Annotated in this window: 9 protein-coding genes; 1 reads left to right on the top strand and 8 read right to left on the bottom strand. The window is 48.1% G+C overall.

The window, feature by feature from the left end; genetic code table 11:
- The first annotated feature begins 56 nt into the window (after positions 1–56).
- A complete protein-coding gene (locus KTQ90_RS07225) occupies positions 57–1,865 on the top strand; it encodes a hypothetical protein (protein ID WP_217317778.1) in 1,809 nt (602 codons plus the stop codon).
- 116 nt (positions 1,866–1,981) lie between these two features.
- On the opposite strand, the gene lpdA is transcribed toward KTQ90_RS07225, so the two are convergent.
- From lpdA to rho, 8 genes are all read right to left on the bottom strand, one after another.
- Positions 1,982–3,343, bottom strand: coding sequence for a dihydrolipoyl dehydrogenase (gene lpdA / locus KTQ90_RS07220; RefSeq protein ID WP_217317776.1), 1,362 nt, complete (start codon positions 3,341–3,343; stop codon positions 1,982–1,984).
- 102 nt (positions 3,344–3,445) lie between these two features.
- The gene (gene gcvPB / locus KTQ90_RS07215; RefSeq protein ID WP_217317774.1) at positions 3,446–4,906 is read right to left on the bottom strand and encodes an aminomethyl-transferring glycine dehydrogenase subunit GcvPB; all 1,461 of its coding nucleotides are present in this window, start codon (positions 4,904–4,906) and stop codon (positions 3,446–3,448) included.
- Positions 4,903–6,231, bottom strand: coding sequence for an aminomethyl-transferring glycine dehydrogenase subunit GcvPA (gene gcvPA, locus KTQ90_RS07210; protein WP_217317773.1), 1,329 nt, complete (start codon positions 6,229–6,231; stop codon positions 4,903–4,905). Before gcvPA ends, gcvPB begins: the two co-directional genes overlap by 4 nt.
- 60 nt (positions 6,232–6,291) lie before the next feature.
- A complete protein-coding gene (gene gcvH / locus KTQ90_RS07205; protein WP_022159091.1) occupies positions 6,292–6,675 on the bottom strand; it encodes a glycine cleavage system protein GcvH in 384 nt (127 codons plus the stop codon).
- Between the two features lie 119 nt (positions 6,676–6,794).
- Complete coding sequence (gene gcvT / locus KTQ90_RS07200) at positions 6,795–7,883, bottom strand: glycine cleavage system aminomethyltransferase GcvT (RefSeq protein WP_022159090.1); 1,089 nt, start codon at positions 7,881–7,883, stop codon at positions 6,795–6,797.
- Positions 7,884–7,914: 31 nt separating this feature from the next.
- Positions 7,915–8,892: a lipoate--protein ligase gene (locus KTQ90_RS07195; RefSeq protein WP_217317772.1), complete on the bottom strand. Its 978-nt coding sequence runs from the start codon at positions 8,890–8,892 to the stop codon at positions 7,915–7,917.
- A gap of 387 nt (positions 8,893–9,279) precedes the next feature.
- Positions 9,280–12,126, bottom strand: coding sequence for an excinuclease ABC subunit UvrA (uvrA, locus tag KTQ90_RS07190; protein WP_217317771.1), 2,847 nt, complete (start codon positions 12,124–12,126; stop codon positions 9,280–9,282).
- 1 nt (position 12,127) lies between these two features.
- On the bottom strand, positions 12,128–14,170 hold the full coding sequence (rho, locus tag KTQ90_RS07185; RefSeq protein ID WP_217317770.1) for a transcription termination factor Rho: 2,043 nt from the start codon (positions 14,168–14,170) through the stop codon (positions 12,128–12,130).
- Between the last annotated feature and the right edge of the window lie 126 nt (positions 14,171–14,296).

Genomic DNA, 14,296 nt, shown 5'->3' with positions numbered 1-14,296 from the left:
TAATTGAAAAACTTCTATTTGATAGTCATTTAGTGATTAGTTAAATTAAAAATGGTGTGAAATATTTTAACTTTACCGATATTCTTATTGATAATGGTGTTGCTACAACAAGTAATATCGTTACAATTCTTACACTTGAAAAGACTACTTCAACGAAGTATTACTATCTGAAGACAGCTGATGGGTTCTATTTGTCTAACGGATCAACACCTTCTTCAGCTAATGTTACAGCTTTAAAATCAATTCCTGATAATACATCTATGGCTACTATAGCAATAGATAAAACACATGCTGAAATAGTATTTGAAAATAAAGTAAAGAAAGCGTTTCTTTTTGCAGAGGGTACTGGCTTCTCATGCTATGATTACACTTATCACGATGCTTCTCGACGAATGCTTGCAATATATAAAGCCGATGGCTCGCAATCAGCAATAAAGCAAACTACTTTTGTGACGTTCAGTTCAAAGGATTTGACAATATATAAAGGTAAGGAGTATTCTTTGCCTACAGCAAGTGTGACACGTCAAAAGGGCGAGACTATTGCTGATGCAAAACTTTCATATTCAAGTAGCAATGAGAAGGTAGCATCGGTTAATAAGTATACTGGTGAAATCACGTTGAAAGAGTTTGGCACGACAACAATAACTGCAAAATATGCTGGCTCGGACTTGTATAAGGAGTCGGAAGGTTCATATACTCTGACATACCAAGACAGATTGAGTGAGGCGACAATTGTGTTCTCGGCTGAAAATGAAGCATTCTATAATATGCCTAAGAATTCAGATAATCATGCTTTGCCTCAAAACTGTATTTTTATGTCTGATAATGGAGAAGAATATAAATTTAAAATATATTGTTTTTACAAGCATAGAGTAAATAAGGGATTTTTGACATCTATATCAGGTGACGCAAAAGTAACTAGTCCAGAGTTTTTAGCTCCTAATGGGTATGTAGTAAGAGTTGTCTTTGAACAAAAGTATAATGGAAGCAGACCATATATTTCAAGTGCGGCACAAACCAACTATATTAAGAATGGTGAAGGAACTCTCACAGCCCTCAATGAGTATGAATTTACAGAGACAATACCTGATTCTAAGCCGTTTACTATTACTAGTACAAGTATCTGCTACATCAAAAAGATCGAGATATTCATAAACCCAGTGCCTTCTCTTGAGATTTCTGATACTGACTTTGAGGCTGATGCCAAGATTAAGGAGTACGATAAGACTGCCGTGCATTTCAAATTGAAGAGATCGTTTGTTGCTGATGATACATGGTACACTATTTGTTTGCCTTTCAACGTTGCGAAGGAGCAGTTGGTTGAGGTCTTTGGAGGCAAGAAAGTAGAATTGAGAACATTCGACCACATGGAGGATGGAACGGTTATGTACTTCAAGCATGTTGACGATTTGGCGGCTGGTGTTCCATATCTGATAAAGCCCAATAAGACTCTTGATAGTCTTCTCTTTAAAAACGTGAAGATTGATATGGCTGCACATCCTGATTTGCAGGTTGGTGCAGATGGATATTTCATGAAGGGCACATATCAGGCAACCGTATTGAATCCCGATGGTACGAATCTGTTCCTTGGCGACAACAATACGTTCTTCAGACCTTCTGAAGATGATCACAGAATGAAGGGCACAAGAGTGTATTTCATCATTCCAAGAAAAGCAGTAGGTAAGGTGTTGAGTTATGATACAGAAACCATCGTTGATGGTATTGTTGACGTTGAAGTTAATTCGCTGTCGAATAGTCAAAAGGTCTATAATATCAATGGCGTTTATGTTGGTGACAACCTTCAGAATCTGACACCAGGCGTGTATATCGTCAGCGGCAAGAAGGTTGTGGTAACAAACAGATAATACGACCGACTGCATTAAGTAGGGTAGACTAATTTTGAAAAAAGAATGAGGCTATAGAACCATTGTCCTATAGCCTCATTCATTTTTTGTATCGATTTGTTCGATGATGTCTTTTGTTATAAAGCAATATCGTGCAGAATCTCGCCCAAAGTGGGATGTATGTGGATACAGTTGGCGAGGTCTGTAATGGTTGCGCCCTGATTCATGAGAGCCGAAATCTCCTGCACCATGTCGGAAGAATGTGCTCCGAAAGCATGACAACCGAGAATTTTTCCGTCTGCCTTGTCGACAAACAACTTCACCATACCATCTGTTTCGTTCATTGCGAGAGCTTTGCCGTTAGAACGGTGGAAACCCTTGCGGCATTCGTATTCGCAACCTTCCGCTTTCAGCTGATCTTCGCTCTTTCCTACACTTGCAGCTTCGGGATAAGTGAAGATAGCAGACGGCATAATGTCAAACTTGATATCGTCTTCTTTACCGAGAATCTTGTTCACAACATGCAGACCCTGGAATGTTGCTGCATGAGCGAGCATACAACGACCATTCACGTCGCCTATTGCGTATATGCCTTCAACATTTGTGCGGAAATCATCGTCCACTGCGATTCCCTTCGGCGAGTATTCAACACCAGCGAGTTCCAGGTCAAGACCTTCGATGTTCGGCTTGCGACCGGTTGCAATGAGCACAACGTCTGCATCCACCTGCGCAGGCTTGCCCTTCTTCTCGTACGTTACTGTGAGCTGGCGCTTACCATCCTCTGTAGTTGTCTCTGCGATTGACTTAACAGCCGACTGCATAGAGAACTCTACGCCGCGCTTGCCGATAGTTTGGCGCAGACGCTTTGCGATGTCCGAATCGAGAACCGGCAAACACTCCTTGAGGAACTCAATCACACTCACCTTGCTACCGAAACTGCTGAACACAGAAGCGAACTCCATGCCGATAACTCCTGCGCCGATGATGCACAAGCGCTCAGGAATATGGTCGATGTCGAGAAGTTCTGTAGAGGTGATAACGCCCGGCAATGTTGTGCCTTCAATAGGCGGACACTTTGAGTCGCTGCCCGTAGCTATCATAATGTTGTCGGCAGTATACTCTTCTTCGCCTACAACAACAGTCTTGCTATCCTTGAAGTGAGCAAAGCCACGAACGAAAGTAATGCCAGGAGTCAGCATCAGCGTCTCGATGCCGCTACGCAGCTGTTCAACAACCTGCTGCTTGCGCTCAATAACCTTCGGGAATTGAAGTTGGAAACCGTCAAGCGCTACGCCGAATACGTCAGCATGCTGCATGGTGTCTACAACTTCTGCGTTTCGACAGAGAGTCTTTGTTGGTATACAGCCGCGGTTCAAGCATGTGCCACCAGCCTCGGCTGCTTCAATGATGGTCACGGTGAGTCCATGTTGCGCAGCATAGTGCGCAGCACGATAGCCTCCGGGGCCCGAACCTATAATGATAAGATCTGTTTTAGTCATTTTGTTTACAGTTTATATTTAAAAAAGGTGTGCCAAAATAGAATATATCGGGCTGAGCCCTATTTGACTTATGTTCTATTTTAGCACACCCTCTATGGTTAATTAGTTGGAAAGCTGCTTCCAAGTAAGTATCGGTTGCTTAGCAGCCAGCACGTCGTCAACACGACCGGTAGGAGTGTTGTGCGGAGCTGTCTTCACCTCTTCCGGTTTTGTCTTTGCTTCCTCTGCAATCTTACGCAGAACAGCGATGAACTCGTCGAGCGTCTCCTTGCTTTCGTTTTCTGTCGGCTCAATCATCATTGCCTCATGGAACAGCAACGGGAAGTAGATCGTAGGAGCGTGATAACCATAGTCGAGCAAACGCTTTGCTACGTCCATTGTTGTCACACCCGTTGACTTGTCCTTCAAGCCGTTGAATACGAACTCGTGCTTGCAGACTGTCGGTATGGGCAACTCGTATACATCCTTAAGTGCCTCCTTGATATAGTTGGCATTGAGTGTAGCAAGCGGACCAACCATGCGGATGTGTTCCTTGCCGAGAGTGAGGATGTATGTGTATGCGCGGAGCATAACTGCGTAGTTGCCGAAGAACTCGCCAACATGCACGTTGAAGTCCTGACCATTTGTTGTTACGATGCGATAACGATCGCCCACCTTCTCAACCTTCGGTACAGGCAAGAACTGTTCCAATCCCTTACGCACGCCGACCGGACCTGAACCAGGACCGCCACCGCCGTGAGGTGTAGAGAATGTCTTGTGCAGGTTGATGTGCATAACGTCGAAGCCCATATCGCCCGGACGGCAAACGCCAAGCATCGGGTTGAGATTTGCTCCGTCGTAGTACATCAAGCCGCCACACTCGTGAACGAGTTTCTGTATCTCAGGTATCTCGCGCTCGAAGAGTCCCAATGTATTCGGGTTTGTCATCATCACAGCAGCTACGGTGTCGTCGAGCAGACCGCGAAGGTCGTTAACGTCAACTACGCCTTGAGCTGTAGACTTCACTTCTACAATCTCCAAGCCACAGACAGCAGCCGAAGCCGGGTTTGTGCCGTGAGCCGAGTCGGGCACGATAACCTTTGTACGCTTCAAGTCGCCACGGCTCTGATGATACGCACGGATGACCATCAAACCGGTAAGCTCGCCGTGAGCACCAGCAAACGGATTGAGTGTGAACTCCTCCAAACCGGTTATTGCAGAGAGAGCCTTCTGCATATCATAGTATACCTGCAATGCTCCCTGACATGTGTCCTCTGGCTGCAATGGGTGCAATGCTGCGAACTGCGGCAAAGCAGCTATCTCCTCATTGATGATAGGGTTGTACTTCATAGTACAGCTACCGAGAGGGTAGAAGCCGTTGTTAACGCCGAAGTTGTTTGCGCTAAGATTGGTATAGTGGCGTACCACGGTCAGTTCGTCACACTCTGGCAATTTAGCATCTTCGCAACGACGCATTTCAGCCGGCACCTCATGGTGTCCGAACTCGTTCTTTGGGAGCGAATAGCCACGGCGTCCGGGTTTAGACAACTCAAAAATCAAGTTTCCATAAAGACGATTGTTCATAGCTTTTCCTCCTTTGCAATATTAACGAGTTTATCAATTTCTTCCTTCGTGCGCTTTTCGGTAACGGCAAACATCAATGTGTCAGCGTCAACCTTCACACCGCCTAAGATGCCGTTCTCGATGAAACGCTGCTGCAAGCGGTCGACATCGCCGTTGTACTTAACGCAGAACTCATTGAAGAACGGACGCTCGTATTTATCTGAGAACAAACCAGTTGCAATCAAAGCGTCATGCAGATAATGAGCGCCGTCGTATGACATCTGCGCAGCTTCCTTCACACCTTCCTTGCCCATTACAGACATATAGATAGTAACGAAGAGAGCCATGAGCGACTCGTTAGAGCAGATGTTCGATGTTGCCTTCTGACGGCGGATGTGCTGTTCGCGAGCCTGCAATGTGAGAACGAACACGCGCTGTCCGCGATTGTCTACAGTCTTGCCAACGATACGGCCCGGCATCTTGCGCATGAGCTTTTCGGTGCAGCACATATAGCCTACAGACGGACCTCCGAATGACATCGGAATGCCCAACGACTGTCCGTCGCCTATTGCTACGTCAGCACCCCATTCGCCTGGAGTCTTAAGCAATGCGAGGTCGGCAGCCACGCTGTTCACGATGAACAACGACTTATGTGCATGACATGAATCGGCAAAGCCGCTGAAGTCTTCAACAATGCCGTGATAGTTAGGCTGCTGAACGATTACGCCAGCCACGCCGCCCTTTTCGAGGCGGGCGTCCATCTGCTCCTTGTCGGTAGCACCGTCGTTTTCTGCGATAAGCTCCACGTTGAAGCCGTGAAAGTGAGCGTAAGTCTTCACTACATTAAGCACCTTCGGGTCTACCGAAGCCGATACAAGCACCGTGTCAGTCTTCTTTGTAGAAGCAAGAGCCATAATTGCAGCCTCAGCCGTAGCGGTAGAACCGTCGTACATAGATGCGTTTGAAACATCCATGCCGGTGAGTTCTGCCATCATGCTTTGGTATTCGAAGATATAGTGGAGTGTACCCTGCGAAATCTCAGCCTGGTACGGAGTGTAGCTTGTGAGAAACTCTGAGCGCGAGATGATGTTCGGCACTACAGCCGGTGTGTAGTGGTCGTAGCATCCTGCTCCAGCAAACACAGTAAGTCGGCGATTCTTTTCACCGAGCTTCTCGAACAGCGAGCGAATCTCTGTTTCGCTCATCGGCTCGGGCAAATCGTATTCACCACGGAAGCGAATCTGCTCAGGCACGTCGGCATAGAGATCGTCGAGCGAATTCATGCCGGCCTGCTTGAGCATCTGTTCTATTTCTTCCTTGGTCTGTGGAAAAAATTTGAAGTTCATAGTTTGATCGGTTTATTGTCGAGTTTTAAGCTCGACAATGGTTGATTTGATGTGCTTCAGTTACTCTTTGCTGCACAACTCCTCGTATGCAGCAGCGTCCATCAGAGCGTCGAGCTCAGACTTGTCTGACATCTGAACCTTCATGATCCAGTTCTCGAAAGCATCCTCGTTGAGGAGCTCTGGCTTGTCCTCGAGAGCCTCGTTCACTTCAACCACAGTACCCGAAACCGGAGAGATAAGGTCGCTGGCAGCCTTCACGCTTTCTACAGCACCGAAGTCCTCATCAGCTTCAACTTCGTCGTCTACCTCTGGCATGTCAACGTAAACCACGTTGCCCAATGCGTGCTGAGCATAGTCGGTGATGCCTACATAAGCGAAATCGCCTTCAACCTTTACATATTCGTGTGACTCTGAATAGAAGAGTCCTTCAATAACTTTTGCCATAATAGATTTGTTTTTTAATTGTTATTTAGTTTAAATTTTATTTTTGTATTATAGAATGTGCAGATAGGGGTGCGTGGGTATGGCACGGATGCCATACCCTTCTATGAATTGTTATGTGATTACTTCTTGTAGTGCTTGTCGTAGAACTTCTTCTTTACAACAACGCCCGGGAAGGTCTTCTTTCTGATCTGAACCTCAAGCTCTGTACCGAGCTTTGCGAAGCGTGCGTCGATGAGAGCCATGCAGACCGACTTGTCTGAAGATATAGTGTGGTAGCCGGTTGTAACCTCGCCGATGACTTCACCCTCGTGAAGCACCTTATAGCCGTGACGTGGGATAGCGCGGTCGTTGAGTTCGATGCCAACAACCTTCTGCTTTACGCCTTCAGCTTTCTGTGCGGCAAGCGCCTCCTTACCGATGAACTCAGGCTTGTCGAGCTTGCAGAACATGCTCAAGCCAGCCATTACTGGCGAAATCTCGCTTGACAGCTCGTCGCCGTAGAGCGGCAGACCAACCTCGAAGCGCAGAGTGTCGCGGCAGCCGAGTCCGCAAGGCTTGCAGCGGCCCGAAGCCATGAGCTTATCCCACTGCTCGTTGATGAAAGCGTGAGAAGCATAGATTTCGAATCCGTCCTCACCAGTATAACCGGTGCGGCTTATGATGATTGTCTCGCCTGCTACGTCGATGGTCTTTGTTGTATAGAATACGAGGTCCTTGCACTCCAATCCGAGCACTTCCTCTACTACTTGTTCTGCCTCCGGACCTTGCACAGCGAGCTGTCCGTAGTATTCTGAGCGGTTCTCGAACTCTACGTCGAAACCTTCCAGGTGGCTCTTCATCCACTCTACATCCTTGTCGATGTTTGCAGCATTGATAACGAGGAAGAAGTCGTTTTCAGCCATCTTGTAAACCAAGAGGTCGTCAACGGTGCCACCATTCTCGTAGCACATCATGCCGTAGAAAATCTTGCCAGGCTCAGCTCCACGTACGTCGTTGGTGAAGATATGGCTCACGTAGCGCTCTGCGTCCGGACCCTTAACCGTTACTTCGCCCATGTGCGACACGTCGAACACGCCACAATGCTGGCGTACAGCGTTGTGCTCGTCAGTAATGTTCGAATACTGGATAGGCATGATGAATCCGCCAAACGGTTGCATCAAGGCTCCGAGAGCCACGTGTTTGTCATAGAGACATGTTTTCTTTTCCATATTAGTAGTGTTTAGGTTTGATTCGTATACATTATTTATTTAGTAGCAATCCGACAAAGTCGGCTTTCTTCATATTCAGAATTACATCGTCGAGGCGGTCGGGCAGGGCTGCTTCCAGGTCTTCTTTAGTGAGATGTTGGTCGATGAGTGGAGCTATCACCTGCTGTCCGATATCGCCCACAAGGAAGTAGTCGCCCTTGATGTCCACATCCTTTATTACGTCGTTCTTCATCTCGATGTTCACGACAAAGTCGCCCACGCCTTCTATTCGACCTTGGCGCTGTATGTTGTATCTGGGGTTGTTGCCGTAGATGAATTCGGGTGTGAGATACTCCTCTTCGATGCGCGAAATCTCGTCCATTGCAGCCTCGTCGAGCACTACTTCTTTGCTGCAAAGATCGTTCTTTACGAATGTTTTGAACGCCTCAATATCCATCTCGATGTGGTCTTTGAGCAGCGTGATGTGCTGTCTGACACTATTTATACCCTTCGACACGAGTTTCTCGTCAGACGGCGTGATGGCGCCCACCATGTTCTGCATGTTGGTGTCGTAGAGCATAGTGCCGTGCACGATGCTGCGGCCCGGGATGTGGTAGAACGCATTGCCCGACACCTTGCGGTCGCCTATCATGATGTCGTTGCGTCCGCTTGCTGTAGCCGGCACTCCGAGCTTGCGCAGCATTTCGACAACCATACCTATGTATTTGCTGAACGTGAGGTTCACGTTCTCGTCATGCGTGATGTACGAGAACATAATGTTGCTCTTGTCGGCATATACGCAGCCTCCTCCGCTTTTTCTGCGGAATGTGTTTATGCCATGTGTGCGGCAGTATTCCAGGTTTACTTCGCTCTGAATGAGCTGATTACGTCCAAATATAACGGTAGGGGTGACTTGCCACATAAAGAAATAATCGTCGCTTTTCATGTGTCGTGCAACGTATTCCTCCATAGCAAGATAGTACGTTAATCGCTTTTCTTCCGTGGTAGTAGGTAAGGTTACGTATATCATAGCTTTAGGTTTATTGTTTGTCGTATGCAAACTTACATAAAAATCTTTACTTGCAAGCCTATTTGCCTGTGTTTTTTCAATTGGTGTAGTAATTTTTTAACGTTTATTTCCTTTGCGGCTATATATTGTGTCTTTGTTTGCCAGTTGGTTTACGCTTTTAAGTTTGTAGATATAAAAAAACACCGACCGCAAACTATCTATATGCAGTCGGTGTCTTATCGGATTGCGTTCGGTGTCCGATCGGATTGCGTCCGCCGTCTGATCGGATTGCGTTCGGAATCTGATCGGGTTGCGTTCGGTGTCCGATCAGATTGCGTTCGGTGTCCACTAATATTTGTTCAGCTAATGTGTAGCTGTTCCTTTGACAGAATGTTTGTGTTCTTGTGCTCAGACTTTATTGTTTGTGAGCTTTTCGCGCAGATAATATCCCGTCAGGCTCTCTTTGCAACGCACTATGTCTTCCGGCGTGCCGCAACATACGATATTGCCGCCCTTGTCGCCACCTTCAGGTCCCAAGTCGATAACGTAGTCGCCGCACTTTATTACGTCGAGGTTGTGCTCGATTATCACGACCGTGTGTCCTCGTGTTATAAGGGCGTTGAACGAATCGAGTAGGCGGTGGATATCGTGGAAGTGCAAGCCCGTTGTTGGCTCGTCAAAGATGAACATCGTAGGCTCCTGGCGCTCCTGACTGATGAAGTAGGCGAGCTTCACGCGCTGGTTCTCACCGCCTGAGAGCGTTGACGAGTTCTGTCCAAGTTTGATGTATCCCAGACCGACATCTTCCAACGGCTTCAGACGCGTAACGATGATGTTGTTGCCGTGCTCGGTGAAGAATGCTATTGCCTCAGAAACGGTCATTTCAAGTACGTCATATATGTTCTTGCCATGGTAACGCACGTCGAGAATATCCTTCTTGAAGCGGCGTCCGTGACAGGCGTCGCACTCCAATACCAAGTCTGCCATGAACTGCATCTCTACAGTCACCACTCCTGCGCCCTTGCACTCCTCGCATCTGCCGCCCTCGGCGTTGAACGAGAAGTATTGCGCCGTGAATCCCTCCTGCTTTGCGAGCGGTTGGTCGGCAAAGAGTTGGCGTATGGCGTCGTAGGCTTTCACGTATGTAGCAGGGTTAGAGCGTGTACTCTTGCCAATCGGGTTCTGGTCTACAAACTCTACGTGCGCCAGCTTGTTCCAGTCGCCTTCGAGCGAAGAGTAGTCGCCCGGCATGTCAGCCACCTCGTTGAGATGGCGCTTGAGGGCAGGGTAGAGTATGCCTTTTATCAGCGACGACTTGCCCGAACCGCTCACGCCGGTGACTACGGTCATCACGTTCAGCGGAATCTTCACGTCGATGCCGCGCAAGTTGTTCATGCGTGCGCCCTTTATGTCTACCGACATGTTCCAAGGGCGGCGCGACTGCGGAACTTCAATCACGTCCTGACCGGTAAGATAGCGCACGGTGTGGCTCACTTTGCCTTCTGATGGGTCTGATAGTTTGTTGTTTGACTTGTCGAGAATCTCCTTCACCGAACCTTCAAACACAATCTCGCCACCGAGACGACCGGCGTCTGGACCTACGTCTATGATATAGTCGGCTGCGCGCATAATCTCTTCGTCGTGCTCCACAACGATCACGGTGTTGTGCAGCTTCTGCAGTTCGCGTAGCACGTGTATGAGTTTGTCGGTATCGCGACTGTGCAGGCCGATGCTTGGCTCGTCGAGGATATATACCGAACCTACGAGCGAACTTCCAAGGTTTGTCGTGAGGTTGATGCGTTGGCTCTCGCCACCGCTCAACGTGTTAGACGGGCGGTTGAGCGTGAGGTAGCCCAAGCCTACGTCCTGTAGGAATTGCAGTCGGCTGGTTATCTCGTGCAGCAGTCTCTCGGCAATCTTCTTCTCGTTGCCTTCAAGCACGAGGTTGTCGAACCATGCCTTCAGGTTGTCTACCGGCTTCTCGATAAGTTCGGTTATGCTCATGCCTCCAATCTTCACCCACGTAGCCTCTGGGCGCAGACGTGTGCCGTGACATTTCGGGCATATCGTCTTGCCACGATAGCGGCTGAGCAGCACGCGATACTGAATCTTATGCTGGTTCTCCTTTACCATCTGGAAGAAGGCGTCAATGCTTACTTGCTCTCTTGGACTTAGATGCTTGTCAGACGGCAGACCGTGCCAAAGCATGCCTTTCTGTGCTGCGGTCAGTTCGAAGTAGGGCGTGAAGATAGGGAAGTTGTCCTTTGCAGCGCGTCGGCAGAACTCCTTCATCCACATGCCCAACTTTTCGCCGTGCCAGCATTGCACGCAACCGTCGTATACGCTAAGCGAGGAGTTGGGTATCACGAGCGACTCGTCGATGCCGATAATCTTGCCGTAGCCTTCACATTCGGGGCACGCACCAGCCGGCGAATTGAACGAGAACATATTGTCGTTTGGTTTCTCGAACGTCATACCGTCGGCTTCGAACCTTGTAGAGAAGTCGTAAACGATGTTTGCAGGGAAGAAAACGATGCGACAACTGCCGTTGCCTTCGTAGAAAGCGGTCTCTACAGAGTCGGTAAGGCGGGAGATGGCATCTTTGTTGCTGCTGACGCTCATTCGGTCGATAAGAATGAATATGTCTGCAACGTTGGTCGTCTTCAAAGTCTTGGTATCAGCGATGAAATCGTCGATTCTTACGAACTCGTTCTTGTAGAATATGCGTGAATAGCCTTGCATTATCTCCGAAGAAAGTTGAGTAGCGATGTCGCGGTCCTTCACCAATGTGAGCGGACTGAGTACGGCGAACTTTGTGCCTTCGGAGTATTGGCGTGTGCATTCTATCACGTCTTCTACGGTGTGCATCTTCACCTCGTTGCCGCTAATCGGCGAGAAGGTGTGGCCGATGCGAGCAAAGAGCAGGCGCAGATATTCGTAAATCTCGGTGGTTGTGCCAACGGTGCTTCGCGGATTGCGTGAAATTACTTTCTGTTCGATGGCTATCGCAGGGGGCAAGCCTTTAATGAAATCGCATTCCGGCTTGCACATTCTGCCCAAATACTGGCGGGCATAGGATGATAGCGATTCAACATAACGTCGCTGACCTTCGGCATACAATGTGTCGAAAGCCAGCGACGATTTACCGGAGCCAGAGACTCCGGTAATAACGATAAACTTATCGCGTGGTATCTTTAGGCTCACGTTCTTCAGATTGTTGACACGTGCACCCTTGATTTCAATATATTTCTCCATTTTAAGAATTCATAGATAACAGGAATTCCTCGTTGTCTCGCGTCTTGCTCATACTGTCGTGTATGGTGTTCATTGCCTCTATCGGGTTCATGTCGGCAATGTACTTGCGCAAAATCCACATACGGTCGAGTGTGGTCTTGTCCTGAAGCAGATCGTCTCGACGTGTACTTGAAGCAACAAGGTTGACAGCCGGGAATATACGCTTGTTGGAGAGTGAGCGGTCGAGCTGCAACTCCATGTTGCCCGTACCCTTGAACTCCTCGAAGATAACTTCGTCCATCTTCGAACCGGTATCAATGAGTGCGGTTGCGATGATTGTGAGCGATCCGCCACCTTCTATGTTACGTGCCGCACCGAAGAAGCGCTTCGGCTTCTGGAGCGCATTTGCGTCAACACCACCGGTGAGCACCTTGCCTGATGCGGGCGAAACGGTGTTGTAAGCGCGTGCAAGACGAGTGATAGAATCGAGGAAGATGACTACATCGTGACCACATTCTACCATACGCTTTGCCTTCTCAAGCACAATGCCTGCAATCTTCACATGACGCTCTGCCGGCTCGTCGAATGTAGAGGCGATAACCTCTGCATTTACTGTGCGCGCCATGTCTGTAACCTCCTCAGGACGCTCGTCGATGAGAAGCATCATGAGATATGCTTCAGGATGGTTTGCCGCAATGGCGTTGGCAATGTCCTTCATCAAGATTGTCTTACCGGTCTTTGGCTGTGCGACAATGAGTGCACGCTGACCTTTGCCGATAGGCGAGAATATGTCTACGATGCGTGTGCTCAGGTTTGTTGTAGCCTTATCGCCGCAGAGATTGAACTTCTCGTCAGGGAAGAGCGGAGTGAGGTGCTCGAATGCAATGCGGTCGCGCACATCCATAGGCTCTCTGCCGTTTATAAGGTCGATGCTTGTAAGCGGGAAATACTTCTCGCCGTCGTGCGGCGGACGTACATGACATTCAATGACATCACCGGTCTTGAGCCCGTAGCACTTTATCTGCTGTGTAGAAACGTACACATCATCAGGAGATGACAGATAGTTATAGTCGCTTGAACGCAGGAAACCATATCCGTCGGGCATCACTTCGAGAACGCCATTGGCTGTAATAAGGTCTGTGAAGTCGAAGAGTGGAGCAGCGGGTTCCTGCTGTTGATATGTAGGAGCCTGCTCTTGCTGAATATTGTTGTTGGTAGGGTTGTCGAACATGTCGTATGTCGGCACAACACCCTGATCCTCAATAGGCAGGTCTACAACTGTAATGAAGTCGGTTCCGTCAGCAGGGTCGCCATCCCAATACATGTCGTTCGGCATTTCCTGCTCTTCTTCGTTAGAAGAGTTGTGGGCGTTTATCTTTGCCTGCAACTGCTCCAACAAGCCTGGGTCAGGGAGCTTGCCTTCTGTCTGAGTATCGCCATGGAATGCTTCTTCTGGAATAATATCGTCAGATTTGACGGTGTCTACAATGAAATCGTCTGTATCATCATTCTCCGTGTTGCCGTTGTCTGTGTATTCATCGGTAGGAGCGTAGGGGAGCGGTTCGTCTGCAACAATATTATTTTCTTCTGCAGACACCATTTCTTCCATCGCGTCTTCTGCGGGTGTTTGCTGCTTGCGTGCTTCTAAAGCAGACAGCAGCTCGAGTTCTTTTTTCGACTTGCGGCCGCGATGCTTCGGAATAGCCTTGAGCTGTTCTTCAAGTGACATGTCTTCTTCGCTTGGAGAAACCTCTTCGGGCTCTACTGTTTTGGGCTGTTCTGTATTGCTGGTTGTTGCAGTCTTGTTTTTCTTTATGTCGAAATTCTCTCCTTCCGAACCGTTCACGGTGTACACTTTGTCTGTATCTTTCTTGACGATACGGGTACGGCGACGCTTAGTACCTCCTAAAGGATTCTTGTTGCCTTCAACTTCTGCTTGTCTGTCAAGAATTGCATACACCAATTCATCGTTGTTGGTGTAGTCCTGAACATTAAGACCCAAGCCGGTTGCAATATCCTGCAATTCAGAAGTATTCTTATCTGATAATTCGTCTTTGCTATACATAATAAAAATTAATTGAGAAACTACGTTTCAGAAGAGAAACGTAAGTGTTTTGGATTATTATGTTGCAAAGTTACTGATTTTATTTGAAATATAACTCTACAAAAGGCTGTATTTTCATGTGTTAAC

It is taken from the genome of Leyella stercorea, assembly GCF_019052365.1.
Taxonomy (GTDB): Bacteria; Bacteroidota; Bacteroidia; order Bacteroidales; family Bacteroidaceae; genus Prevotella.
The sequence above is the reverse complement of the archived record's forward strand: the minus strand, read 5'-3'. Positions and strand labels throughout refer to the sequence as shown.